Genomic DNA, 26,290 nt, shown 5'->3' on the forward strand with positions numbered 1-26,290 from the left:
TCACCATGACCGATGGCGCCGGTGACACCACCGATGCCACCATCACCCTCAACGAACGAAATATTAACGAAGCACCAAATATCAGCGATCACATTGATATGCTCAATGACTCAATCATTAACGGTACCGCTGTTTATGATGTTAACGACATAAATTCATTAGGTGACACTGACCTAGATGGAGATAACCTGAGCTACAGCTTTGTTCTTTCAGATGGTTCCACCAGCCTAATTAGCGAAGATGGAGCTTTTGCCATCGACGAAGGTACTGGTGTGATAACGGTCAATGACACAACTAAAATCGATTACGATATTGGTAGCCAAATCAGCCTTACAGTTCAAGCTTCTGACGGAAGCTTAACTGACACAGCAACTGTTACCTTTGATTTAAATAATATCGACGCTGTCGATGATGCTGTTGGAAGTACTTTCTCAACCACTGCAGACTCATCCAACGGTTGGGTAAGTCCTACAAATGCTGATGGCGAAGCAGACTTTGTGATTAGCGCCAGAAATGCTGACGGCAGCACCGGAACACTGACTTATAACGATGGAACCAATCAATTAGGTGTCGGGGGCTCGCCAAGGTCTACAGATCAAGTAGAGAATCAAATTGAATATGATTCTGCAACTGGTACTTCAGAAGCAATTGTTATTGATTTCAATGGCCTAGTTAATGAAGCAACCTTTAGTGTTTCTAAAATGTTTGCTGATGAAAATAGTGGTGAGCAAGGTACTTGGTACGCTTATTACAATGGTCAATTGGTCGCAACCGAAACCTTTTCAACAACTAGTGGCACAACCGGCACATTTACAATTAATACTGGCAGCCTTGTATTTGACCAGCTGGTATTTGAAGCTGCACCAACTATTAGTGAAGCAAATGGAGGGCCACAGCTCACTGACTCCTCAGACTACTACTTAGACTCTGTCACTGTCACAGGACCTGCACTAGTTGATGCTTATGTTGTCAATGAAAACGCAACATTAAGCATCACAGAAATCTCTGAAGGCTTATTAGCAAATGATATTGATGCTCAAGGTCATACGTTCACAATAAGTCATGTCAATGGCGACAATTTAGTTGATGGGGAAGTAATAACTCTCCCAAGTGGCGCGTTATTGACAATTAATGGCGATGGTACCTATAGCTATAATGCCAATAATGCATTCCGTAATTTATCTGCAGGTGAAGTCACAACTGACAGTTTCACTTATACGATTACCGATGAATATGGAGCAATAGATACCGCTACTGTAACTATCAATGTTATTGGACTTGATGAAGACGTCATCATCAATACCCCCGATGTGCTTCTAGTCGATGAATCTGCCTTAGCTGATGGTACTGGCTTTGTAAATAACGGGCAAACATTAGCAAGTGGTTCAACAAATATAGAAGTTAATGATGGCTTAGACCGTCTTGAAATTCGAAATGGGCTTAATACGACCACATTAACACTCGCTTCATTGCTCGTAGCTTCTGTAGCTAACCCAATTGTGATTGCAGGGGAGTATGGAACGTTAACGATTACTGGTTATAACGATGGTTTACTTGATTATAATTACTCCATAAATAGCGCACAAAATCATACTGGATCAAATAGTGAGTCACTATCTGATAATTTCCAAATAACTGCTTACGATATAGATGGTGATAGTGCCTCAGCAACATTATCTGCCGGAATTATTGATGACTTTTCAAAAGCAACAAATGATAACGTCACTATTGAGGTACTTGAAGATTCATTCGCTATTATAGGTGGTGTGCAAGCAACTTGGCTCTCGACAATTGGTGGCGCTAATATTGTCCGTTATGACGGTGATATCGGTAATGGCGGAGAAGATAACGATAGTGAATTCGATCAAATACGTTGGGGTAATCCTGTAACTGCAGGTCTGAAATCTGGATATGGCTTCATTGATAATGACACAGCTTTAAACGGCGAACTTGCTCTTAATCAGGATATTGTTTTAGGAACCTTTACTCATTATAACTATCCCATATACTCAGGAAGCTCCATAACAGGGGCTTCAATGGATGTGGTATTTAATGTCATAGACGCCTTTGGTGTTGTCACACCTGTAACATTAACCCTGAATTTAGCTCACAATGAAACGCCAAATGACGGACCAAATCCTGATGATATTGTAACTATCGAACAAACTAATGTAACGTTTAACTATGAAGGCGAACTTTATACTATTCAAGTAATTGGTTTTATAGATGAAAATGGTGATGTGGTAACTTCCATTTATACTGAAGAAAATGCCGCAACAAGCTACGATTTAGTTATAAGAATGGTTGCAGGTAATGGATACGAGTTACCGTATATCGAAGGTAATGTCATTGATAATGATATTACAGGAGCAGATGTTGATACGGTTGTGGTTGGTGTGGAGACTGGGGATCAAAGTGATACGAGCATCGTTGGAAATATAGGTACTGTGATCACAGGCACATACGGTAACTTGGTTATCAATACCGATGGTAGCTATCGTTACGATGTCACCATGGATAATAACCTTATCCCTGACAATGCCGTAGAAACTTTCACTTATACAATTAGAGATTCCGACGGCGATGAATCAAGTGCAACACTTTCTATAGACGTTAGCTTGGTTAATGTACAAGGAGTTCCTACTTCCACGTCTGATAATCTCAACGTAGAAGGTTCAAACTTAGCCGATGAAATTATTGTATTAGATGGAGAAAATGGCACTCAGAAACAGCTCAATGTTAGTTTCGGTGGAGGCTTATTCGGACAAATAACTAACTCTGATGGTAATTTGATTACAGACAATGGCAGCAACCTTACTAGCTTTAGTCAGAATAATAAGCAAATTATAAGCAGTAGTGAGGGTCATGACCATATCGAAACAGGTAAAGGAAATGACACTATTTATGCGGGTGCAACAGGATCAACTAATTATCAATCAGATGATGAACTTGAGTTAACTTCCGAAGAAATTGATACTCATCACATCATGACAGGCACACTTTCGGGCGCCGATAGCATAATAGATACTAATGGATTATTACTTACAGAGGACGTTACTTCAGCACAAGTAGATGCGGTCAATGGAGGTAGTGGCAATGATTCTATATTCGGTCAATCAGGCTCCGATATTCTTTATGGTCATACAGGAGACGATAATATCGATGGTGGCAGCCATAATGATGGGCTTAGAGGCGGTGAAGGCAATGACACCCTAATAGGAGGTCTAGGTGATGACATCATGCGTGGCGATAGTGGCAATGACACCTTCGTCTGGCAACAAGGTGAATTTGGTGCTGACCATATTACCGACTTCAACGTAAGCGAAGATAAGCTTGATTTAAGTGACATACTCGTGAACGAAGAGTACTCATCTTTAGAAGATTTGCTAAACATTACTGAAGCTAATGGATCTACCACTATTAGTATTGATGCAAATGGTGATGATGTCTTTGAACAACAAATTATTCTCGATGGAATCGAACTATCATCAATATATAGCAGCAATGAAGATGGGGTCATTATTAACGGATTAATTAATGATGGCGCTTTAATTGTCGATACCACAAATGAAGCTCCGGCTCCAAATACTATTATTGATCCTTTAGATCATAATCCAGATGGTAATATTATTCCTTAAATACAACACTTTGTTGACGCTACGTAGTAATATGTAAGCGTCAACTAAAGAGATTGTTAATAATTATAAATATGAAGGATCTATATTAGGTGCCAGCAACTGCATCAAACAATCAAGAACAGTGGACTATTTCAGCGTCCCAACGGACCACTGTTGATCCATTACTTGATTGCTTAGTCTTAATGACTGAACATTTTGGTTCGCCATGCTCAAGTGACTCACTTGCGGCAGGCTTACCATTAACTGGCGCTAACATCACTCCAGATTTACTACCGCAAGCTGCCTCGCGTGGTGGTTTGTCAGCTAAATTAACCCGTAAAGATCTTAATCAAATATCAGCTATTTTACTGCCTTGTATTTTACTGCTTAAAGATAAAAAAGCCTGCATATTACATAGCCTTGATATCGATGCTGACAAAGCAACCATTCAATTACCCGAAACCGGTGGAGAAGAAGTTCTCACCATTGAAGAACTAGAAACCCTTTATGTGGGTTATCTATTTTTAGTTAAACAAGAGTTTCGTGGCGATAACAGCTTTGATGTTCACATTCACGATAATAGTACTCACTGGTTACTACAAAGCATTAAAGACTCAGCACCCATCTATCGAGATGCCCTGATTGCATCTGTGCTAGTTAACTTATTCGCATTGGTATCACCATTATTCATCATGAATGTATACGATAAAGTGGTACCGAATTTAGCCTTTGAGTCATTATGGGTACTCGCCATTGGCGCAGGGATTGCCTATTTATTTGATCTTATTTTACGTCAGTTACGCAGCTACTTAATTGATGTTGCAGGTAAAAAAGTCGATATCATTGTTTCTTCAAAATTATTTGCCAAAGCAATTGGGATTCCACTATCAAAACGCTCCCCTAGCGTGGGCGGCATGGCAAGGCAATTAAGTGAATTTGACAGTATTCGAGAAATTTTAACCTCTGCAACCATCACCACCTTAGTGGACCTTCCGTTCGCCCTACTGTTTGTCACCATTATTTATATTGTTGCCGGCGACCTAGCGGTTATCCCAGTTCTTGGGGGGATTATCATTATCGGCTTTACGTTCTACATCCAACCAAAACTTAAGGCCGCAATTGAAGAAAGTAACCGCTTTTCAAGCCTCAAGCACGGCCATTTGATTGAAAGCTTAACGGCATTAGAGTCCATTAAAGCTAATGGCGCAGAAGGCCTAGTACAAAAAAGTTGGCAGCAGATGATAGGCCACACCGCTAACTGGCAGCTTAAATCTAAAAAACTCACTAATGCCGTCAGTAATGTGGCTAACTTTATTGTGCAGCTTACCGTCGTCTGCGTGGTGATCCTTGGGGTGTATCGGGTGGCTGATAATGCTATCTCAATGGGCGGCATTATCGCAGCGGTGATGCTTTCAAGCCGCGCGATCTCACCGATGGCGCAACTTGCAGGGCTAATTACTCGAGGCAACCAAACAGCAAGCTCGCTACGCCAACTTGACGAGGTAATGAACCAAGAAGAAGAGTTTGAAAACAAAGGCCATTTGGTTAGCAAACAGCGCTTACAAGGTAAAATTGATGCTGACAACATCGCTTTCAGCTTTCCTGAAGCCGAAAGACCTGTGCTACATCCGCTTTCCGTCCACATAAAACCCGGTGAGCGTATTGCTATTATCGGCCGTAATGGCTCAGGCAAAAGTACCTTAGCAAAACTGTTAGTTGGCTTGTATAAACCCACTCAAGGCAGCCTGCGTTACGATGGCTTAGATGCGGGTCAAATTCACCCCAGTGATTTACGTAAAAATTTCGGCTATTTGCCCCAAGATGTGACCCTTTTTCATGGTTCTATTAAAGATAATATTCTTTTTGGCACCCGTCAGGTGACAGAGCATCAACTTATTCGTGCAGTGCAGCTTTCTGGGGTCAGTATGTTTACTAACCTTGAGTCTGAAGGTTTAGATCAGCAAGTAGGTGAAGGCGGCTTGTCATTAAGCCGAGGGCAACGTCAAACCGTTGCATTAGCAAGAGCAACCTTAAATGACCCGCCCATCTTATTAATGGATGAACCAACAGCCAGTTTAGATGCTCGCGCTGAAAAACAGTTTATTCGCTCAATGGAGCATGTCAGTAAAGACCGCACTTTATTACTGATCACCCATAAGATGCACTTATTACGTTTAGTTGATCGCATTATCGTACTTGATAAGGGCCATATTGTTGCCGATGGCCCCAAAGATCGCGTGCTTGAAAAACTCAATAATGGCTTACTTGCAGGAGGGCGCAGTTAATGACTAACAAGCTCTCTAACCATGATTTAGACATGGTCGATGATGTTTATGGTGCCATGATGACCGAGTCACCACGTGGTCATCACCTAATCATTTGGTCAATTGCGGCCATGTTTATCTGCTTCTTTATTTGGGCCTATTTTTCTGAATTAGATCAGGTAACTTCAGGAATGGGCAAAGTTATCCCCTCTTCCCAAGTGCAACTCATTGATAGTTTGGATGGTGGCGTACTACAAGAAATCTATGTCCAAGAAGGCATGATAGTCACCAAAGGTCAGCCATTAGTCAAAATTGATGACATTCGCTTCCGCTCAGATTTCGCTCAACAAGAACAAGAGGTTTATAGCTTACAAACTAATGTGATCCGCCTGCGAACCGAGCTAGATAGTATTGTTATTTCTGACATGTCTTCAAACTGGCGCGAGCAAGTTAAAATCACGAAGCAGCCATTAGTTTTTCCTGATGAGATTATCAATGATGAGCCTAACTTAGTTAAAAACCAACAAGCTGAATACAGCGGCCGTTTAGATAATCTCAGCAATCAGTTAGAAATTTTGGTGCGCCAAATTCAGCAGCGCCAACAAGAAACTGAAGAGTTAAGCTCTAAAATTATCACCCTAACCAAAAGCTATCAGCTGATTTCACGGGAATTAGAACTCACTAAACCCCTAGCACAAAAAGGTATCGTTCCAGAAGTTGAGCTATTAAAACTTGAACGTACTGTTAATGACATTCAAGGCGAGCTTAAAACCTTACGTCTACTGCGGCCTAAATTAAAAGCCACTATGGATGAAGCTATCCTTAAACGCCGTGAGGCGGTATTTGTTTACGCTGCTGATTTACGCGCCCAATTAAATGAAATGCAAACTAAGCTATCTAGGATGAACCAAGCGCAAATAGGCGCGTTCGATAAGATCAGCAAAGCCATTATTACCTCACCCGTTAACGGCACCATTAAAACCTTACACATGAATACCTTAGGGGGTGTGGTACAACCAGGTGAAGAGATTATTGAAATTGTGCCATCAGAAGATCAGCTACTGATTGAGACTAAGATAACCCCACAAGATATTGCATTTTTACACCCAGGATTACCCGCAATCGTCAAAGTGACCGCTTATGACTTTACCCGCTACGGCGGCCTCAAAGGCACCGTAGAGCACATTAGTGCCGATACCAGTTTAGATGAAGAAGGCAACAGCTTTTATACCATCCGAGTACGAACCAAAGAATCAAATTTGATAAAAAAAGATGGCACACAGATGCCAATTATTCCGGGAATGCTTACCTCAGTAGACGTAATAACCGGACAAAGAACAATCCTTGAGTATATTTTAAACCCTATTTTAAGGGCTAAAGAAACTGCACTTCGAGAGAATTAAACAAAAAACCTGGAGGGTTTTTTACATGAAATTGAATATAACCCAGTGTCGTAAGTTGAGTATTTTGGCATTGGCAATGTCTGCATTTTTTGCAGTACCTACTCTAAACGCGCAATCGTTAGAACAAGCTGTCGCCCATACTTTGGATACTAATCCAGAGTTGCGTATTGCCTTTAATCGCTTTAAAGCCCGTGAGGAGCAAGTTAATCAAGCTGTGGCAGGTTATATGCCAACAGTTGATTTAACCGGCGCCTATGGTTGGGAGCAAACGGACAGCCCCTCAACCCGACGTAAAAGCCAGCCTGGTAACGATAATTTAGATGATGGCGTTATGGAGCTCGAACGTGGTGAAGCAGGTTTTAGCATCAAACAGATGTTATTTGACGGCTTCTATACCAGCAGTGAAGTTGATCGCTACTCATTTGAAGCCAGTGCTGAACAGTGGGCATTATTTGCCGCTGCTGAAGATATCGCTTTAGAAGTAAGTAAGGTTTACACCAATTACATTAAAGCTGAGCAGCTATTAGTGTTATCGGAAAAAAACCTCCGAAGTCATGAAGAAATATACGACCAAATTAAGCAGCGCACCGAATCAGGCTTAGGCTCCATTGCTGATTTATCGCAAATATCAGGTCGATTAGCTCGTGCTAACGCTAATGTTATGGCAGCTAAAAATAACCTATTAGATGCGAAAGCACAGTATATTCGTATTGTCGAAAAAGAACCTGATAACTTAGTTGCACCAGTGCCAGATATGGATTTGATGCCTGATAATATCGCTGAAAGCGTGCTGATGGCCCAAGAAAATCATCCGATCCTTAAATCTGCCAATAGCGATATTAACGCCGCAGATAAAGAACGAAAATCAGCGCAGTCAAATTACTATCCAAAGTTCTCATTAGAATTAAATGGTAATTGGAATAATGATGTAGATGGTGAAGATGGTTACGGCACTGGCAGTGCTCTCAACCCTAATGTCGGCGGCCATAATAACGATTTAGTCGGCATGGTACGAGTTAAATACAACCTTTTCTCAGGTGGTAAAGATCTCGCACGGGAAAAGGAAGCTGCTTACAAAATCAATGAGGCCAAAGAAATTCGTCAACGGGCACATCGCCAAGTTATTGAAGGGGTGCATTTATCTTGGAATGCTTATGAGATGCTAGCACCGCAAAAACGCTATATTCGCGACCATGTGATTGCCTCTAAAGATACCCAAGTAGCTTATTCTCAACAGTTTAATTTAGGCCAACGTAGCTTGCTGGATTTACTCGATACTGAAAATGAGCTGTTTCAAGCCCGTAAAGATTACCTGCAAACTGAGTTTGACGAAACGGCGGCAAAATATCGGCTGCTAAATGCAACGGGTAGATTGCTTGACTCGTTGCGGGTCACACGTCCAGATATTTGGCAAGGTGAACGTGATTATGAAGGTGGAGTAAGATGATGAAATATTTGTTTTTGCTACTTGTAATAAGCTTAGCGACTGGCTGTTCGATGCGAGACATTGTCACTATGGATACGGCCACGCAACAAGAGTTTGATCTTAATGATAATGATAATGACGGTGTGATTATGGCCCGTGAGCGCTGCTTAGAAACGGTCATTGGTGCTGATATCGACAATTATGGCTGCGCCACCGTAAGCAAAATTAATGAGCGCCAGGAGTTACACATTCTGTTTGAAAATGACTCAGCAGACATTAACCCACGCTTTTATCAGCAAATTGAACAAATTGCGCAATTAATGAAGCTGTACCCTAGCACCAATGTCACCATTGAAGGCCATTGCAGTAAAACCGGTAGCTATGAGCATAATCTACACTTATCTCAAGCCAGAGCACAAAACGTTACCCAAATATTAGCTGACACTTTTGCTATTAATCCGTCAAGGCTCAATGCCATTGGCTATAGCTACGATAGACCTATTGATGAATCTGACTCAGCCGAGGCTAATGAGGCTAACCGCCGGGTTATTGCTGAAGTGACTGGCGATGATTCAAAAACAGATATGAAGTGGCACATTTATACTGTTGATCAGTAAAAATTGTCATTGAGGTGCTAACAGTTGCCTGATAATGGCCGTTCGAGGTTAGAACGTATAAAACAATGTTGTCATTATTCACTGCTAGCATCTGCTTTGATGGTATCGGGGCTTTTTGCCGCGCCACCAGCGCAAATTGATGCAAAAAAAACCATTAATGCTTTAACTGAGCATTACGGTGAAAGAGCTGGAAAACGCGCCACAGCTTGGTTCAAAATCATCAATGAAGCACCGCAACTTGATGAGCTTGCCAGGCTAGAAAAGGTTAACCGTTTCTTTAACTTATTTAAGTTTGTTGACGATAAAGCCTTATGGGGCGAGTCTAATTATTGGGCTTCTCCGATGGAGTTTATTGGGGTCAATGCTGGTGATTGCGAAGATTTTTCTATCGCTAAATACTTTACCTTACTCCAAGTTGGTATACCTGAAGATAAACTCAGAATTACCATGGTAAAAGCCAAAACAGTAAACCAGTACCACATGGTGCTAGCTTACTATGAAACACCAGGCGCGGTACCACTGGTTTTAGACAATCTAGACCCGATAATAAAACCCGCGACAATGAGAAATGATTTAATACCTGTTTATAGTTTTAATGGTAAACAGTTATGGCTCAACAAAGAAAAAGGCCGAGGTGTGCTTGCTGGCTCCTCGTCACGTCTTGAAAAATGGAATGATTTAAAACTTAGATTGGGTATCGACCGCTTGCGTCAACCCAAACAAAAAATGGAGCAGTGACCAAGATGACCCTCTTTCGTCAAATCTATGCGTTACTTTTTGGTTTATTTTTACTGGTGGTGATCAGCTTAGGTTACGTGCAGTTTACTGAGACCCAAAGTTTCTTGAGTAAGCAGATGGAATCAGATTTAAATAATGCCAGTCATTCCCTTGGTATTATGCTCGTCCCTGCCCTTGAAAATGGTGATGATGTTGGCGCAGAAACCCTAGTCAATGTGATATTTGAAGGCGGTTATTACCAGCAAATTAAACTCACTTGGCTGGTTGATGGTAAGCAACAAGTGTGGAATAACGCCATCAGAATCGACGGTGTACCGCAGTGGTTTATTGACCTTGAGCTATTTAAAAGCATCACCAAAGAGACTGTCTTAACCTCAGGCTGGCTGCAATTAGCTAAAATAGAAATTACCGCTCACCCTGGGTTTGGCTACCATGAACTGTGGCGGATTATTTCTAATACCATTATCATTTTTTCCATTCTATTTTTATTGGCTATCATCTGCGCTCGCTTTGGCTTAGGCTTTATTTTAAAACCGTTACACGACCTTTCAATTCATGCAAAAAAAGTGGCTAATCAGCAGTTTGGACCTGATATGCCAATGCCTAAAACTAAAGAGCTGCAAGAGTTAGTAAGTGCATTTAATAGCATGTCGGCACAACTTAAACAGGTATTTAACTCACTGGATGAAGAAGTCTCAGCCCTACGTAAGAAAAACCTCGTCGACCAGGTTTCAGGGCTGCCAAATCGACAATATATGGTCAGTCGAATTAATGGCTGGTTAGCAGAGCCTAGCAGTGGAGCAATATTCTTAGCCAAATTTGACTGGTTAGAAACAGTGCACAGTAAATATGGTTATCAAGTACGTGATGAAACCATTAAATTGCTGTCACAAAAGCTGCAGCACCATTTAGATGAGGTAGCACCTTCTGTTATTGGCCGTATTGCCGCCTATGAATTTGCTTTTTTGATCGCCGATGTTGAACATGAACAGCTAACTAAATACTTACAAACCTTACTCAGAACCCTTAATAAGGAAATATCAAAAGCAGGTTGTAAGCCCAACGAAGGCTTTGCGATTGGTGTTGCAGAGCGCATTGGTCAAATGACCGTCAGTGATATTTTAGCCCAAGCTGACAATGCACTGCAGCAGTCACTAAAAGACAATAAAGTGTTTCATTGGTTTGAAACCGACGAACAACAATTATTTAGCCGTGAGCAATGGCGCACTAATCTCACCGATGCGATTCGAAATAAAAAATTCCAGTTCAGATGGCAGCCTATTTTGCTCAATCGCAAAAAAGAGGTATGCCAGCGGGAAGTTTACTGCCAACTTACCGTCGACGACAAATTGCAACACGCAGGTCAATTTATGCCTTATGTTGAGTTATTGTCATTAGGCACCTTGCTGGATCAATGTTTAATTGAAACTGTGGTAGAAAACCGACTTTTAGAGCGAAATTATGAGCCACTCGCTATTAACCTCACCTTTCAAAGTATTAGTGATATTCATTTTCACACTTGGTTGCAGCAGTTTTTACGTCATTGCAATTTCCCTGAAAGGATCTGTTTTGATATACCTGAAGCCAGTGTTTATAGTGATTTAGAAAACTGTGAAAAGTTATGCCATATTATTCGTGATAACGGGGCAACATTTGGTATTGATCATTTCGGCCGTCAATTTGGTTCAATGGCCTATTTACAAAGCCTGCGCCCAAGTTATGTCAAACTGGATCAATCCTTTGCCTATATGGAAGATGACCAACACAATATTGAGCTATGTAGAGCCTTATCGAATGTGGCCAAAGGCTTAGATATTCAAGTCATAGTCACCGGAATACAGCAGCAAACACAGTTAGAACGTTTTGCCTCCATGCGACTTGATGCTTACCAAGGCTTTATTTCACCGCCGGTTTCCATCAACATTTAATTTATCAGCCAATAAGGTAATTCATACCCAAAAAACCACATGCAAATGTGGTTTTTTATTATCTGTAACCTGCATTAATGTATAACAAACCCAGCGATACTAACTAAACGTACCAACCATTGAGGTAACAAGGGAGTAGCTAAAAGGGATGATGCTGCACAAGGTGTTTATTTGAAATACAAAAAAGCCACTCATTGAGTGGCTTTTTTGTTAAATGTGGTCGGTGATAGAGGATTCGAACCTCTGACCCTCTCGTCCCAAACGAGATGCGCTACCGGGCTGCGCTAATCACCGAAATTTTTACTGATATTCTAAGTCTTATAAGGTCAACCCTTTGCTTCACTCTAAAAGAGTGAGTGACGCGTTATCAACAACGCTATTCACTGAATGTAACTTTTTATACGGTAGGCCAATTTGATAGGATCAAAATAAATCACTAATTGGAATACTAAAATTTGGTCGGTGATAGAGGATTCGAACCTCTGACCCTCTCGTCCCAAACGAGATGCGCTACCGGGCTGCGCTAATCACCGAAGATGTTGCAATTACGACACTTCTAAAAGAAGTTAAATTGAATGGGGTGACTGATGGGGCTCGAACCCACGACAACCGGAATCACAATCCGGGGCTCTACCAACTGAGCTACAATCACCACTGATCTTTCAATTTTGCTAACAAGCTACTGTACCGAATGGTGCGCCCAGAAGGATTCGAACCTTCGGCCTTACCCTCCGGAGGGGTACGCTCTATCCAGCTGAGCTATGGGCGCTCGCCTTGGTTAGCGACGCACATAATAGGGATAAATCAGCTTCACGTCTACCTTTGTTTTTAATTTTTTTTCTGTTTGCTCATGTTTTGACTGAATTGGGATATTTTTGAGCATTTTTAATTATAAACTCATGTTGGTTCACATTATTGGTTAAGTTTCATATACTGAAACGTCAGTAAAAAGTCTTAAAGGAATTAAGGGCGTGCTATGGAAAAGGGAACCTTCCCCATATTTAGTTCAGATAATGTTGAGCACCTCAAAAGAAGAGTGTCACGACTAAGGCGTTTGCTAAGCAAATACAAACGTGCTGAAGTAATCCAAAATGCATTACTGGAAATTTCCAACATTGCCACTAACGCCATCTCCCTTGATGCTTTTTATCATGGCGTTCACTCTCACCTGCAAAAACTTATCCACGCTGACAACTTCTTTATTGCTGAACTCGATACCGACAGCAGTATTATTAGCTTGCCTTTTTTTGCCGATGAAAAAGATCCCCATCCAAGTGAGCTTTATCCCGATGAAGAAATATCAGCGCTGCTCAAACGGGGGATTACTGGCTACGTACTGAGAACTGGCGAGCCATTATTGTGTGATGTTCAAGGTTTTGAGTCACTGGTAAAAGCAGGCGAAATAGATGACTTAGGTTCAGCCTGCCTGCAATGGTTAGGGGTACCAATTAAGCATAATGATAAGGTCACTGGCGTATTAGTTGTTCAAAGCTACAGTGATGACATCATATATGGTGAATTAGAATTAGAATTAATGGGCTTTATTTGCCACCATATCTCTGGGGTAATGGAACGTTTGCGTCATAATGAAGAGCTCGAAATTGCCATTGTGCAGCGAACTAAAGAGCTCAGTGATGCCTACGAAAAAGTAAAACAAGAGGTACAAGAGCGCGTAAAAGCTGAAAAGTTGCAATCAGCACTGTTTCAAATTGCAGATCTGTCGACCTCTGATGTTAGCCAATCTGTATTCTATCCACAGATCCACAAAATCATCAGCCAACTTATTCCTGCAGAAAATTGTTTTATCTCTTTAGTTAATAAAGCAAGCAATACGCTTTCTTTCCCCTTTTATGTCTCTAAGATGGCTTCAGAGCCGCCTAAGCCTCGTCCAATGCAAGATGGGCTAACAGAATATATTCTTAAGCATAAAAAGCCGCTACTGCTGCGCCAGCAAGATATTCAAGCATTAATTAAAGCCGGTGACATCTACGGCCATAATCCAGACTTAAACCACACTCACGCAATGGTGCAATGGATTGGTATTCCATTATTCATCCACGGTGAAGTCACCGGTGGGTTAACGATATACAGCTTAAGCAATAACGACTCTTTTGCGGTTAAAGATCTTGAGTTACTGACCTTTGTGTCACAACACATTGCCAATGCCATAGAAAAGAAATTAGCCGCAGAGCAGCTAAAAAGAAGTCATGAATTATTAGAAGACAAAGTCCAAAAGCGCACCCATGCTATCGCTGAAATGAATGACAATTTGCAGCGACAAATTATGCAGCGTAAAAAGATCGAAGCCCAATTAGTCTTTGATGCCAAACATGATAATTTAACCGGCTTACCCAATCGTAGCTTCTTTATGGAGCGCTTATCCCAAACCATTAAACATCTTAGGCGTAATAAAAATGAACAATGTGCATTATTGTTTATCGACTTAGATGGCTTTAAACAAATTAACGATACTTTAGGTCATTTAGAAGGGGATCGATTTTTAATTGAAACCTCAAAAAGATTAAAAGCGTGTATCCGTGATAACGATACCCTTGCACGTTTAGGCGGTGATGAATTTGTGATACTGCTAGACTCAATTCATCGTAAACAAGATGCTGAAGATGTCAGTGAACGCATACTTAAAGCCATCGCTCAGCCGTTTACATTAACCAGCCAACAGGTAATCTCCGGCGCTAGTATTGGCGTGGCTTATAGCGCAAAGAACACCTCCTATGACAGCGAGTCTATTTTACGTCATGCTGACACTGCTATGTATCAGGCAAAAGCCAAAGGTAAAGGTTGTTATGTGGTGTTTGATCAGCACATTGAGCAACACTTTAATCAAAGAGTGGAATTAGAGCAGGACTTCCAGCAGGCATTAGAAAATCACCATATAAATGTTAATTTAATCCCCGTGGTCGATTTTGATGGTCTGAGCATTTTGGCTTATGAGCCCATAGCCTCTTGGCAACACGCTACACATGGTAGTATCAGTCACCAACAACTGCAGTCATTGGCGAGTAAAACCCAAACTATCACCATTTTTGATGACTATATATTTAAATATATCGATAGTGGCTATAAGGCGTTAACTGACACCCTGGGCCACGCGCCACAAATTCACATGTCACTATCAAGCAAGCATATTAAGTTGAAATACGACTTACGAAGCTTAAAAAACACCATCAAAAATAGCCAAATCAGTCCAAGCCATTTATGGGTATTTTTCCATGAAAAAGCCTTCGTTAAAGACCGAAAAAACCATATCACGGCCTTTGATACTTTAACTGAGCTTGAGGTTAATATCGGCATTAATGGTTATGGCACAGGTTATAGCTCGTTAAGCAGCCTCAGCTTTTTGCCAATAAAAGCCCTTAAACTGGATGCTGATGCAAGCCAACATTTACTGAATAGCAAACAATTGCAATTGGCTAAAGCATATTGCCTCATTGCATCGACCTTAGGGTTTGAAATGTTTGCTGATGGAGTTAATACTGACGAACAACTCACAGCGTTACGACAGCTGGGGTACTACCAAGGTCAAGGGCGCTTATTCTCTGCTAACGACATCTGTATAAAAACGCAGTTAGAGAAAATAGCTGACACCCAACAAGGAGCGGAGTGTCAGTTAGCTAAGCTTACTTCTTAAACATATCTCGCAAGTTAGCAATATTGCTTTTACCGGTTTGCAGCCTTTCTTGCTCAGTTTGCTTTGGTTTACGGTTTTCCCAAATCAAGTCATCTTGAGGCAGTTCCATCAAAAAACGGCTTGGCTCACAGCGCATGGTTTCACCAAACTGGCGCCGTTCTCGACACATAGTAAACCATAACTCTTTCTGTGCTCGGGTGATCCCCACATAAGCGAGTCGGCGCTCTTCATCGACATTGTCTTCATCAATACTCGACTGATGCGGCAAGATGCGCTCTTCGGTGCCCACCATAAACACATAAGGGTATTCGAGGCCTTTCGATGCATGTAGGGTCATCAGCTGTACTTGATCGCCGCCTTCATCCTCTTGGTTACGTTCCATCATGTCACGCAAGGTCAAACGGGTAACGACTTCAGGTAAGGTCATTGGTTCGTCCAAATCATCACCTTCAAGCATTTGAGTCACCCATTTATACAGCTCTGAAATATTCTTCATCCGCATTTCAGCTGCTTTAGCGCTGGTGCTGGTTTCATACAAATAATCTTCGTAGTTAATTTTACGAATAAGCTGCTTAATGGCGTCTACCGGTTCACCGCGGCTAGCCACTTCGCCGGTATCGACTATGAATTTACCAAACTGATATAACGACCCCATTGCCGCTGGCGACAGATGATGGTTTAGCTCAGCTTGAAAAATCGCTTCAAATAACGAGATGTGCTTTTCATTGGCATAACTGCCTAAACGCTCCAGTGTTGCAGGGCCAATACCACGTTTAGGAAGGTTAACAACCCTTAGGAAGGCATTATCATCATCTGGATTCACCACCAAGCGCAGGTAAGCCATAATGTCTTTAATTTCTGCGCGTGCAAAAAACGAAGTGCCACCTGAAAGCTTATAAGGAATGCGGTTAGTCATTAATGCACGTTCTAATAACCGCGATTGATGGTTACCCCGATACAAGATGGCATAATCACCAAACTGAGTACGGCCAACGAATTTGTGACGAATAATCTCCGCTACCACCCGCTCTGCTTCTTGCTCTTCATTGGCAGCAAATAGCACCCTAAGCGGCTCACCATAGGCTAGCTCACTGAATAAGGTTTTTTCATACACATGGGGGTTATTAGCAATTAAGATATTGGCCGCACGTAAAATACGTTGGCTAGAGCGATAATTTTGCTCTAGCTTAATCAAGCGCAGTTGCGGAAAATCTTTCCCTAGTAACACCAAATTTTGCGGTTTAGCACCACGCCATGAATAAATCGATTGATCGTCATCACCTACCACGGTAAATCGCGCACGCTCGCCAACTAACAGCTTCACCAGCTCATATTGGCTAGTATTAGTATCTTGATACTCATCCACCAGCAAGTATTGAATACGGGTCTGCCAGCGGGTTCTTACTTCTTCATTATGACGCAACAATAACGTCGGCAATAAAATCAGATCGTCAAAATCCAGCGCATTGTAGGCTTTCATTTGCTGGGCATAGCGCTGATAAAGCTTGGCAAATAATTGAGTTTGTTCGTCACCGCCACGTTTGAGCGCTTGATCAGGTACGACTAAATCACCTTTCCAGTTTGAAATGGCGCTAGCAAGCGCTTTGATGAGGTCTTTATCTTCTTCAAGCTCATCTTCTGTGAGCTCTTTTAATAATGCAAAGGTGTCTTGGTCATCAAACAGTGAGAAGCCAGCTTTTAAGCCCACCACTTTATATTCACGTTTAAGAATTTCTAAGCCTAAGGTATGGAAGGTTGAAATCCACAAACCGCGAGCTTCTTTACGCCCCATTGACTGCGAGACACGCTCTTTCATCTCACGGGCGGCTTTATTGGTAAAGGTCACGGCAGCAATATTGCGCGCCTTGTAGCCACACTTTTCAACTAAGTATGCAATTTTGTTAATAATTACCCGAGTTTTACCACTACCCGCCCCCGCTAAAACCAAGCAAGGTCCAGAAACATAGTGAACGGCATCATTTTGCCCAGGATTTAACTTCATGCTAACTAGATCACCAATAACGAAAATAAAAGGATCGTGATCATACCAGAAACCGCCAAGCTGCAATTAAAAATATCGATCGTTATGGTATTTTCGATCGTAATACTAAAAGTGACAAATGAAGCAGCAAACAATGGTGATTGCTTTGGAAAACGCCTCCGCCTCAGGTACAATCGAGCTAACAAACAGCTAATTTTAATATGGAATTGATAATGATTAATCCTAAAAAACTTGAAGAAGTTGCCAAGCAACTGAGTGATAATCTTCCTAGTGGCGTAAAGCAATTTGCCGGTGAATTTGAAGAACGTTCAAAGCAAATTCTACAAAACCAATTAATGAAATTAGATGTGGTCTCTCGCGAAGAGTTTGAAGTTCAGCAACACGTGTTATTAAAAACCCGTGAAAAGCTTGAAGCACTGCAAGCCCAAGTGGATGAATTAGAGAAAAAGTTCTCAGCTGAGTAGAAAATCGCTGGTATTTTCAGCCATCACCATGGCTAAAAAGCAATAAAAATGGCATCCAATTGGATGCCATTTTTATATAACATTTACATCAGCCTGCTTAGTTCAGCGCTTCTTCTAAAGCACGTAAACACAAGGCAACATTTTCGCGTCTAGCGCCGTAGCCCATCAAACCAATGCGCCAGGCTTTACCCGCTAATGCCCCAAGGCCCGCACCGATTTCTAAATTATAGTTTTCCAGCAACTGTTTACGCACTGCAGCGTCATCAACACCTTCAGGGATAAACACCGCATTGAGTTGTGGTAAACGGCACGCTTCATCAACAACAAAAGTAAGCCCTAGTTTTTCAAGGCCAGCGCGCAGTAACTGATGCATATCAGCATGACGTTGCCATGCGTTTTCTAAGCCTTCATTGGCCAAAATACGTAATGACTCATGCAGTGCATAAAGGGCATTTACAGGCGCGGTATGATGATAGCTGCGTTTTGCGCCACTATCTTTACTACCCCAATAACCCATTACCAAGGTTTGATCGAGGAACCAACTTTGAACAGGTGTTTTACGTTGCTTTAATTTCTCAACCGCTTTGGCTGAAAAAGACACTGGCGAAATCCCAGGCACGCATGATAAACACTTTTGGCTACCTGAATAGATGGCATCAATGCCCCAATCATCCACTCGTAACTCAACGCCGCCCAGTGATGTCACCGCATCGACAATGCTTAAGCAATCATGTTGCTGCGCTAATGCGCATAAGCTTTTAGCATCAGATACTGCGCCAGTAGAGGTTTCAGCATGGACAAAGGCTAAGAATTTGGCATCAGGGTTGGCTTGCAGCGCTGCTTCTACCGCTGATACTGAAACAGGTTCGCCCCATTCGTTATCAACCACAATCGCAGTCGCGCCAACGCGCTCAACATTCTGGCGCATACGCTCGCCAAACACCCCGTTACGACAGACGATGACTTTTTCACCTGGCTCAACCAGGTTTACAAAACAGGTTTCCATACCAGCGCTACCGGGCGCAGACACAGCTAGGGTCATTTCATTTTCAGTTTGAAATGCATATTGAATAAGCGCTTTTAGCTCATCCATCATGGCGACGAATAAAGGGTCTAAATGACCAATGGTGGGTTTTGCTTGCGCAGCAAGAACTTCAGGATAGACATCTGAAGGCCCTGGCCCCATAAGGATGCGGCGAGGTGGGTTAAAGGCACTAATTTTTGAAACAGCATTCGACGAAACAGATAACATCAAAGTCTCCTTGGCTCGAGGTCTAGTTAGTAATAGCTCAATGAAACCTACATTTTTTAATTGTTTTTATGCCACCGAATATAATTTCGTTTGTGGCCGCCGTTAACAGGCTGCTGTGACAATAACACACAGATAACCACAAAATCGCTATCTGCATGAAATTTATTGTCATGCTCTGCTATATGCTAGCACTCGGCTGAAAATGCTCGGACTGCTATTATTGAGCTGTATTTAAAAACAGCTGATAGGCTGGACTTTGGGTTTCTTCTTGATAAACAAAACCAAGCTCAGTTAAAAATTGCTGAAACGCTTCGCCGTCACTGGCGGGCACTTCAAAACCTGCTAACACACGACCGTAAGCGGCGCCGTGGTTACGATAATGGAATAGACTGATATTCCATTGGCTTTGCAGGGTAGTTAAAAACTTAAATAACGCCCCAGGATGCTCAGGAAACTCAAAGCTGAATAAGCGTTCATCCAATGGCTCAGGCGGGTGACCACCGACCATATAACGCACATGTAGCTTGGCGGTTTCATCATGGGACAAATCTTGTACTTCAAAGCCATCGCTTTCTAGATTTGCGATAATATCATCAAGCTCAGCTTGGCCATTTGACAGGCGAATACCTGCAAACACCACCGCTTTATCACGGCTGGAGAAACGATAATTAAACTCAGTCATGGCGCGTTTCTCTAACAGCTCACAAAAGCGTAAAAATATCCCCGGACGCTCAGGGACTTTAACCGCTAAAATAGCTTCTTTTTGCTCGCCTAGCTCGCAGCGCTCAGAGACATAACGCAAGCTATGAAAATTGACATTAGCACCAGACAAAATCGAAGCCACTTTTAACGGCTTATCGGCGTCATTGGCCACATGCTGTAGATACTTTTTCATCCCCGCGGTTGATAACGCCCCAGCAGGTTCAGCAATGGCGCGGGTGTCTTCAAAAATGTCTTTTACTGCGGCGCAGATTTCGTCTGAGGTAACGGTAATGACATGGTCAACATAGTCTTTGGCGACTCTAAATGGCTCTTCACCGATACGCTTAACCGCGACGCCATCAGCAAATAAACCCACTTGACTTAGTGTTACTGGCTCGCCCGCAGCTAATGCCGCTTTTAAACAAGCTGCATCTTCAGGCTCTACGCCAATAATTTTAACCTGTGGCATAACCGCTTTATAATAAGCCGCAATGCCTGCAATTAAACCACCGCCGCCTACAGGCACAAACACCACATCAATATCACGCTGCTGTTGCAGCATTTCTTGAGCTATGGTGCCTTGACCTGCGATCACCGCTTCATCATCAAAAGGGGCAATATACACTCGGCCTTCGGTTTCAGATAAGGCTTTGGCGTAATCATTGGCTTGATCAAATGCCTGACCGTGGAGCAGCACATTGCCACCTAAGCGCTTTACCGCATCGATTTTAATTTCGGGGGTTGTCGTCGGCATCACAATCACCGCACTAATGCCAACGCTTGCCGCCGACATTGCCACCCCTTGGGCGTGATTACCTGCAGAGGCGCATACCACACCTGCAGCAGCTTGCTCAGGGGTTAGCTGCGCAATACGATTATAGGCACCACGCAACTTAAAAGAATGCACTGGCTGCATATCTTCACGTTTTAAATACACGTCACAGCCAAAGCGTGCCGATAGCTTTTTCATGCTCGATAGCGGCGTTACTTTGGCGACGTCATACACAGACGACAATAGGATCTTCTGTAAATATTGCTGAGCTAAGGGCATGGGCGTTAACTCCAGTTGCGTTGCTGATGCCAAGGATTGCATGGATTAACCTTCTAATTTACTGCGATCGCGCACAGCACCTTTATCGGCACTGGTGGCTAATAATGCATAAGCTTTAAGTGCCAAAGATACGTAACGCTCACGAGATACTGGCTTCCATGCAAGTGGCCCCTTTGCTTCCATAGCAGCGCGGCGACGCTCAAGTTCACTATCTGCAACGGCTAATTTGATTGAACGTGAAGGAATATCGATTTCAATGGTATCGCCATTTTCAACCAGTGCAACGGTGCCACCAGCAGCAGCTTCTGGTGAAATATGACCGATTGATAATCCTGAGGTACCACCAGAGAAACGACCATCAGTAATCAATGCACATGCCTTACCTAAACCGCGAGATTTAAGGTACGTCGTTGGATAAAGCATTTCTTGCATACCAGGGCCGCCTTTAGGGCCTTCGTAGCGAATAACCACCACTTCACCAGCAACCACTTCACCACCTAAAATACCTGCTACGGCATCATCTTGGCTTTCATAAATGCGCGCTGTACCCACAAAGGTCAGGTTTTCCTCATCAACACCGGCCGTTTTGACAATACAGCCATTTTCAGCCACATTGCCTGAAAGTACCGCTAGGCCGCCTTCTTGGCTAAAGGCATTTTCACGGGTACGAATACAGCCTTGTTGGCGATCATCATCGACACTGTCCCAATAGCAATCTTGGCTAAAGGCAGTTTGTGTTGGAATGCCTGCAGGTCCTGCACTATAAAAGCGTCGTACAGCGGCATCTTGTGTTTGGGCAATATCATATTTAGCCAATACTGATTTTAAATTGCCGCCATTATCCGCTGCCACATGGGGAACGTCACTATGCAGTAAGCCAGCTCTATCTAGCTCACCTAGAATACCCATCACCCCACCAGCACGATGAACATCTTCCATATGGTACTTTGGCGTTGAAGGCGCGACTTTACAAAGGTGCGGCACCATACGCGACATTCTATCGATATCAGCCATAGTGAAGTCCACTTCACCTTCTTGTGCTGCAGCAATAAGATGCAATACGGTATTTGATGAACCACCCATGGCAATATCTAGCGCCATGGCATTTTCAAAGGCTTTAAAAGAGGCAATATTGCGCGGCAAAACACTGGCATCGTCATCACGATAATAGCGGGTGGCGAGATCCATGATGCGCGTACCTGCTTCTAAAAATAAGTTACGACGCGCAGCATGAGTCGCTAATAACGAGCCATTACCAGGTAGTGATAAACCTAAAGCTTCTGTTAAGCAGTTCATAGAGTTGGCGGTAAACATTCCTGAACAAGAACCACATGTTGGGCATGCACTACGTTCAATCTGCTTACTGTCTTCATCACTGACATTGGTATCAGCGCCAGCTACCATGGCATCGACTAAGTCAAGTTTGATAATCTTATCTGAAAGCTTGGTTTTGCCCGCTTCCATTGGCCCGCCAGAGACAAATATCACTGGGATATTGAGCCTTAGCGCTGCCATCAACATGCCGGGAGTAATTTTATCGCAGTTAGAAATACACACTAGCGCGTCTGCACAATGGGCATTAACCATGTATTCAACGCTGTCAGCAATCAGCTCACGTGATGGCAAGCTATAAAGCATGCCGCCATGACCCATGGCGATACCATCATCGACGGCGATGGTGTTAAATTCTTTGGCAATACCACCTGCTTCTTCAATTGCGCCAGCAACCAATTGGCCCATATCTTTTAAATGCACATGGCCTGGTACGAACTGAGTAAACGAGTTCGAGATGGCAATAATTGGCTTACCAAAGTCAGTTTCTTTTACACCTGTTGCACGCCAAAGGGCACGTGCGCCAGCCATGTTACGACCTTCGGTACTGGTTGCTGAGCGTAGTTTAGGCATTGTCTTATCCTTTCCTTGTAATACTGCTTTAACCATTTTATTTGAGTCATTTACATGATGCGGTAACCATTGAAAGTAAACTGATTCAAATTGTAATAGTCGTTTAATTTATAATTATTTTAAATGGATTGAAGCTGTTTATTTAGCTCATAACTCTTGATTTAGCTCAAGGCTGCTTATTAAGCTCAAGGCTATTGAGTTAGCGGCTCTAGCCAGCCCCACTTATCTTCTGTCTCTCCGTTAAATAAACCAAAGAAACTTTGTTGTATTTGTTGTGTCACTGGGCCACGTTTGCCTGCGCCAACCTCAATACGGTCAACGCTTCTTACTGGCACTATTTCTGCGGCGGTGCCGGTCATGAAAATTTCGTCAGCAACATATAAAAATTCCCGCGCCATGGCTTCTTCAATCACTTCGTATCCAAGCTCTTTGGCTAACACCATAATCGTGTCACGGGTAATGCCTTTTAAGATGGCTGCGGTTGCAGGCGGGGTATATATTTTGCCATTTTTGACAATAAACAAATTGGCCCCAGCGCCCTCGCTAACTAAACCGTTAGTATCTAATGCGATACCTTCATCAAAACCGTTACGCTTTGCTTCTGTAGAAATGAGCTGTGATGATAAATAATTACCGCCGGCCTTTGCCCCTGTCGGTATGGTATTAGGTGCTAGGCGCTGCCATGATGTCACTGCGACATCAACGCCGGCATCCATGCTCTCTTCGCCAAGGTAGGCGCCCCACGAAAAAGCCGCTACGACCATATCACATTGTGCGTCAATTGGCGGGGTGATCCCCATCCCTACATCACCCATAAATATTAATGGACGAATATAAGCGCTGGGTAAGTTATTTTTTAGCACAGAATCACTGCAAGCTTGCATGACTTGATCAAAGCTAAAAGGCACATTCATTCGATAAATTTTGGCGGAATCAAATAAACGCTGCACGTGGTCGGTTAGCCTAAACCCTGCTGGGCCTAGATGAGTATCATAAATGCGAATACCTTCAAATACTGAAGAGCCATAATGCATTGCATGTGTCATCACGTGTACCTTAGCATCTTGCCAAGGCATAATTTCACCGTTAAACCATATAAGTTCTGATTGTGTCGCTGCCATAGTCTGTCCCTTAATCTATATCGATGAAATTGTTTATGCTTGCGCGGTCGTCTTTTGACTAGCTGCTGCGAATATTGGTGTATTAACATCGATAGCGGCAGGCACAGTCACTGCTTGGCAATCGATGACATCAATGAGTTTATTTAATTGATGGGTAAGCAATTCAATCACTCGCTCACTTTTGACATCAAAATGCAGTGTGACGCTACCTGCCTCGTTGAGCTGCATATTCATATGGATAATGCTAAAGCCCCGATGACGAGTCACTCTCAGCACTCGCTCCATTACTTCCGGTTGGTTGTGTAAGGTTAATTCAACTGAATGCATCATGTTTGCTTCTCCATTTGATCCATCATGTCGCTATTACATGCCCCTGGCGGAACCAATGGCCACACGTTAAACGCATCATCAATGGCTACGTGTAGCATGAAAGGTCCTGGGGTATTTAACATTTCATCGAGTGCGGCTTCGACTTGATCGGCGTGATGAATAGTTCTGCCAGGAATATCAAAAGCCGACGCCATTAACACAAAGTCTGGGTTATCTGATAAATCGGTTTCGCTATAACGTTGTTCAAAAAACAGTTGTTGCCACTGCTTAACCATGCCCAATTTTTGATTATCAATCAGTAATATTTTTACCGGCAATTTGCGGCGCTTAATTGTGGTGAGCTCTTGAACGTTCATCATAAATGAACCATCACCAGATACCGTCACCACTGTGGCATTTGGACGCGCCACTTGCGCGCCAATAGCCGCGGGTAAACCAAAGCCCATAGTGCCAAGACCTGCACTGGATAAATGATCTTCAGGGCGGCGAAACCACATATGCTGTGCCACCCACATTTGGTGTTGGCCCACATCGCAGCTGACAACACTGTCTTCTGGTAATTTGTTTGCTAGACGGCGTAACATTGCTGGGGCATAAATCAATTCACCCGGATGTTGATAATCCCATTGGTGTTGCTGATATAAATCTTCAATTTCTTGCTGCCATGGCGCTAATGAAAGCGGCATTGATAACGCGGGTAACACCTGTCTTAAATCTGCTGAAATAGATACATCAGCTTGGCGGAGCTTATTGATTTCTGCGATATCGATATCAAGGTGCAGCACTTTGGCATCTTGAGCAAAGGTGGCTAATCGCCCGGTGACCCGATCATCAAATCTTGCGCCAACGACAATCAATAAATCACAGGCTTGCACGGCTAAGTTTGCCGCTTTACCACCATGCATACCGAGCATACCTAAGTAACCTTTGCAGCCATGTTCAATACTGCCAAGACCTTTTAAGGTCGCCACTGAAGGCATACCCGTTTCATTGATAAATTGACGCAAATGATCAACTGCGCCCGCCATACCTACCCCGCCGCCAACATACAAAATAGGCTTTTTAGCTTGTTGTATTAAAGCTTTAGCAGCATCTATCGCGCTTAGCTCAGCTGCGGGTTCTTCAGTAAAGCTGAGTATTGGAGTTTTGTATTCAAGCTCAGCTATTTGGATATCTTTGGGAATATCAACTAACACAGGGCCGGGTCTGCCAGATGCGGCAATTTCAAAGGCTTTATAAAGCGTCGGGATAAGCTCATTGATATCCGTCACCATAAAGCTGTGTTTGGTGCACGATAATGACATACCAAGAACATCAATTTCTTGAAAAGCATCGGTGCCAATCACTGCCGTTGACACTTGGCCTGTAATCGCCACCAAAGGCACAGAATCCAGTAATGCATCAGCAAGCGAGGTGATTAAATTAGTCGCACCTGGGCCTGATGTGGCAAAACAGACTCCCGTTTTACCGCTGGCTCTAGCATAACCCACAGCGGCAAATGCAGCGCCTTGCTCATGGCGACTCAGCAGGTGGGTAACAGGGCTACCATACAGAGCATCATAAATTGGCATAATAGCGCCACCTGGGTAACCAAATACTGTGGTTGCACCATGTGCGGCCAATACTTTAATGACTGCGTCCGCGCCTCTCATTTTTTGCCCTGATTCCATATGCATCTCTCACGCTCTGTATTGTTAATGTGCCCAGTATTTGCAGCCCTAAAACTAAAAAACCCCCGTTCCTTTCGGAGCGGGGGTTTTTGCAAATGTTGACTTTCTAACTCAGTCTTTTTGCCAAACTCCACCCCCGCGGTGATTTAAT

The 26,290-nt window shown here is 43.0% G+C and carries 16 protein-coding genes and 4 tRNA genes; 9 read left to right on the forward strand and 11 right to left on the reverse strand.

Annotated elements, in window-relative coordinates:
- From AB4160_RS06175 to AB4160_RS06205, 7 genes are all read left to right on the forward strand, one after another.
- A partial coding sequence (locus AB4160_RS06175; protein ID WP_372003914.1) for a choice-of-anchor K domain-containing protein occupies positions 1-3,638 on the forward strand: 3,638 nt, incomplete at its 5' end.
- An 89-nt stretch (positions 3,639-3,727) separates the two neighbouring features.
- Positions 3,728-5,902 carry a type I secretion system permease/ATPase gene (locus AB4160_RS06180; protein ID WP_102519698.1) on the forward strand — a complete coding sequence of 725 codons (2,175 nt, stop codon included), beginning with the start codon at positions 3,728-3,730 and terminating at the stop codon, positions 5,900-5,902.
- On the forward strand, positions 5,902-7,284 hold the full coding sequence (locus AB4160_RS06185; protein WP_102439728.1) for an HlyD family type I secretion periplasmic adaptor subunit: 1,383 nt from the start codon (positions 5,902-5,904) through the stop codon (positions 7,282-7,284). Before AB4160_RS06180 ends, AB4160_RS06185 begins: the two co-directional genes overlap by 1 nt.
- Before the next feature lie 25 nt (positions 7,285-7,309).
- Entirely contained in the window at positions 7,310-8,731 is a 1,422-nt protein-coding gene (locus AB4160_RS06190; RefSeq protein ID WP_102439729.1) for a TolC family outer membrane protein, read from the forward strand.
- Positions 8,731-9,327 (forward strand): OmpA family protein, encoded by a 597-nt coding sequence (locus AB4160_RS06195; RefSeq protein ID WP_102439735.1) that lies wholly within the window; start codon positions 8,731-8,733, stop codon positions 9,325-9,327. The genes AB4160_RS06190 and AB4160_RS06195 overlap by 1 nt, the downstream gene beginning before the upstream one ends.
- 99 nt (positions 9,328-9,426) lie before the next feature.
- The gene (locus AB4160_RS06200) at positions 9,427-10,065 is read left to right on the forward strand and encodes a transglutaminase-like cysteine peptidase (RefSeq protein ID WP_102475774.1); all 639 of its coding nucleotides are present in this window, start codon (positions 9,427-9,429) and stop codon (positions 10,063-10,065) included.
- 5 nt (positions 10,066-10,070) lie between these two features.
- Positions 10,071-11,993 carry an EAL domain-containing protein gene (locus AB4160_RS06205; protein ID WP_372003916.1) on the forward strand — a complete coding sequence of 641 codons (1,923 nt, stop codon included), beginning with the start codon at positions 10,071-10,073 and terminating at the stop codon, positions 11,991-11,993.
- Positions 11,994-12,210: 217 nt separating this feature from the next.
- On the opposite strand, the gene AB4160_RS06210 is transcribed toward AB4160_RS06205, so the two are convergent.
- The 4 genes from AB4160_RS06210 to AB4160_RS06225 form a co-directional block, all read right to left on the reverse strand.
- Positions 12,211-12,287, reverse strand: a tRNA-Pro gene (locus AB4160_RS06210).
- 162 nt (positions 12,288-12,449) lie between these two features.
- Positions 12,450-12,526: transfer RNA gene (locus AB4160_RS06215), tRNA-Pro, on the reverse strand.
- A 43-nt stretch (positions 12,527-12,569) separates the two neighbouring features.
- A tRNA-His gene (locus AB4160_RS06220) sits at positions 12,570-12,645 on the reverse strand.
- A gap of 40 nt (positions 12,646-12,685) precedes the next feature.
- A tRNA-Arg gene (locus AB4160_RS06225) sits at positions 12,686-12,762 on the reverse strand.
- Positions 12,763-12,969: 207 nt separating this feature from the next.
- Here AB4160_RS06225 and AB4160_RS06230 point away from each other — a divergent pair.
- Positions 12,970-15,642 carry a diguanylate cyclase domain-containing protein gene (locus AB4160_RS06230; protein ID WP_372003918.1) on the forward strand — a complete coding sequence of 891 codons (2,673 nt, stop codon included), beginning with the start codon at positions 12,970-12,972 and terminating at the stop codon, positions 15,640-15,642.
- Here the strand turns inward: AB4160_RS06230 and rep are convergent.
- Positions 15,632-17,644 (reverse strand): DNA helicase Rep, encoded by a 2,013-nt coding sequence (rep, locus tag AB4160_RS06235; protein WP_102439733.1) that lies wholly within the window; start codon positions 17,642-17,644, stop codon positions 15,632-15,634. The two genes, AB4160_RS06230 and rep, sit on opposite strands and share 11 nt — an antisense overlap.
- Positions 17,645-17,856: 212 nt before the next feature.
- On the opposite strand from rep, the gene ubiK reads away from it, so the two are divergent.
- The gene (ubiK, locus tag AB4160_RS06240; protein ID WP_076541888.1) at positions 17,857-18,108 is read left to right on the forward strand and encodes a ubiquinone biosynthesis accessory factor UbiK; all 252 of its coding nucleotides are present in this window, start codon (positions 17,857-17,859) and stop codon (positions 18,106-18,108) included.
- A 97-nt stretch (positions 18,109-18,205) separates the two neighbouring features.
- Here the strand turns inward: ubiK and AB4160_RS06245 are convergent, their stop codons facing one another.
- The 6 genes from AB4160_RS06245 to ilvG form a co-directional block, all read right to left on the reverse strand.
- On the reverse strand, positions 18,206-19,360 hold the full coding sequence (locus AB4160_RS06245) for an alanine--glyoxylate aminotransferase family protein (protein ID WP_372003920.1): 1,155 nt from the start codon (positions 19,358-19,360) through the stop codon (positions 18,206-18,208).
- Between the two features lie 217 nt (positions 19,361-19,577).
- Positions 19,578-21,155, reverse strand: coding sequence for a threonine ammonia-lyase, biosynthetic (gene ilvA / locus AB4160_RS06250; protein WP_303446741.1), 1,578 nt, complete (start codon positions 21,153-21,155; stop codon positions 19,578-19,580).
- 3 nt (positions 21,156-21,158) lie between these two features.
- Positions 21,159-23,018 (reverse strand): dihydroxy-acid dehydratase, encoded by a 1,860-nt coding sequence (ilvD, locus tag AB4160_RS06255; RefSeq protein WP_372003922.1) that lies wholly within the window; start codon positions 23,016-23,018, stop codon positions 21,159-21,161.
- Positions 23,019-23,209: 191 nt separating this feature from the next.
- Positions 23,210-24,139: a branched-chain amino acid transaminase gene (locus AB4160_RS06260; protein ID WP_102475778.1), complete on the reverse strand. Its 930-nt coding sequence runs from the start codon at positions 24,137-24,139 to the stop codon at positions 23,210-23,212.
- A 33-nt stretch (positions 24,140-24,172) separates the two neighbouring features.
- Entirely contained in the window at positions 24,173-24,469 is a 297-nt protein-coding gene (ilvM, locus tag AB4160_RS06265) for an acetolactate synthase 2 small subunit (protein ID WP_372003924.1), read from the reverse strand.
- Positions 24,466-26,139, reverse strand: a complete 1,674-nt coding sequence (gene ilvG, locus AB4160_RS06270; protein ID WP_102519703.1) for an acetolactate synthase 2 catalytic subunit — start codon at positions 26,137-26,139, stop codon at positions 24,466-24,468. The genes ilvM and ilvG overlap by 4 nt, the downstream gene beginning before the upstream one ends.
- Positions 26,140-26,290: the final 151 nt, after the last annotated feature.

This window comes from Shewanella sp. 10N.286.51.B8, assembly GCF_041469325.1.
Classification (GTDB): Bacteria; Pseudomonadota; Gammaproteobacteria; order Enterobacterales; family Shewanellaceae; genus Shewanella.

What these genes read in the sequence shown, in the direction of transcription:
- AB4160_RS06185 (WP_102439728.1), top strand. Translation starts at nt 5,902, where the DNA reads ATGACTAACAAGCTCTCTAACCATGATTTAGACATGGTCGATGATGTT.
- AB4160_RS06195 (WP_102439735.1), top strand. Translation starts at nt 8,731, where the DNA reads ATGAAATATTTGTTTTTGCTACTTGTAATAAGCTTAGCGACTGGCTGT.
- AB4160_RS06260 (WP_102475778.1), bottom strand. Translation starts at nt 24,139, where the DNA reads ATGGCAGCGACACAATCAGAACTTATATGGTTTAACGGTGAAATTATG.
- AB4160_RS06245 (WP_372003920.1), bottom strand. Translation starts at nt 19,360, where the DNA reads ATGTTATCTGTTTCGTCGAATGCTGTTTCAAAAATTAGTGCCTTTAAC.
- ubiK (WP_076541888.1), top strand. Translation starts at nt 17,857, where the DNA reads ATGATTAATCCTAAAAAACTTGAAGAAGTTGCCAAGCAACTGAGTGAT.
- rep (WP_102439733.1), bottom strand. Translation starts at nt 17,644, where the DNA reads ATGAAGTTAAATCCTGGGCAAAATGATGCCGTTCACTATGTTTCTGGA.
- AB4160_RS06200 (WP_102475774.1), top strand. Translation starts at nt 9,427, where the DNA reads ATGGTATCGGGGCTTTTTGCCGCGCCACCAGCGCAAATTGATGCAAAA.
- ilvG (WP_102519703.1), bottom strand. Translation starts at nt 26,139, where the DNA reads ATGGAATCAGGGCAAAAAATGAGAGGCGCGGACGCAGTCATTAAAGTA.
- ilvA (WP_303446741.1), bottom strand. Translation starts at nt 21,155, where the DNA reads ATGCAATCCTTGGCATCAGCAACGCAACTGGAGTTAACGCCCATGCCC.
- AB4160_RS06190 (WP_102439729.1), top strand. Translation starts at nt 7,310, where the DNA reads ATGAAATTGAATATAACCCAGTGTCGTAAGTTGAGTATTTTGGCATTG.
- ilvD (WP_372003922.1), bottom strand. Translation starts at nt 23,018, where the DNA reads ATGCCTAAACTACGCTCAGCAACCAGTACCGAAGGTCGTAACATGGCT.
- AB4160_RS06230 (WP_372003918.1), top strand. Translation starts at nt 12,970, where the DNA reads ATGGAAAAGGGAACCTTCCCCATATTTAGTTCAGATAATGTTGAGCAC.
- AB4160_RS06205 (WP_372003916.1), top strand. Translation starts at nt 10,071, where the DNA reads ATGACCCTCTTTCGTCAAATCTATGCGTTACTTTTTGGTTTATTTTTA.
- ilvM (WP_372003924.1), bottom strand. Translation starts at nt 24,469, where the DNA reads ATGATGCATTCAGTTGAATTAACCTTACACAACCAACCGGAAGTAATG.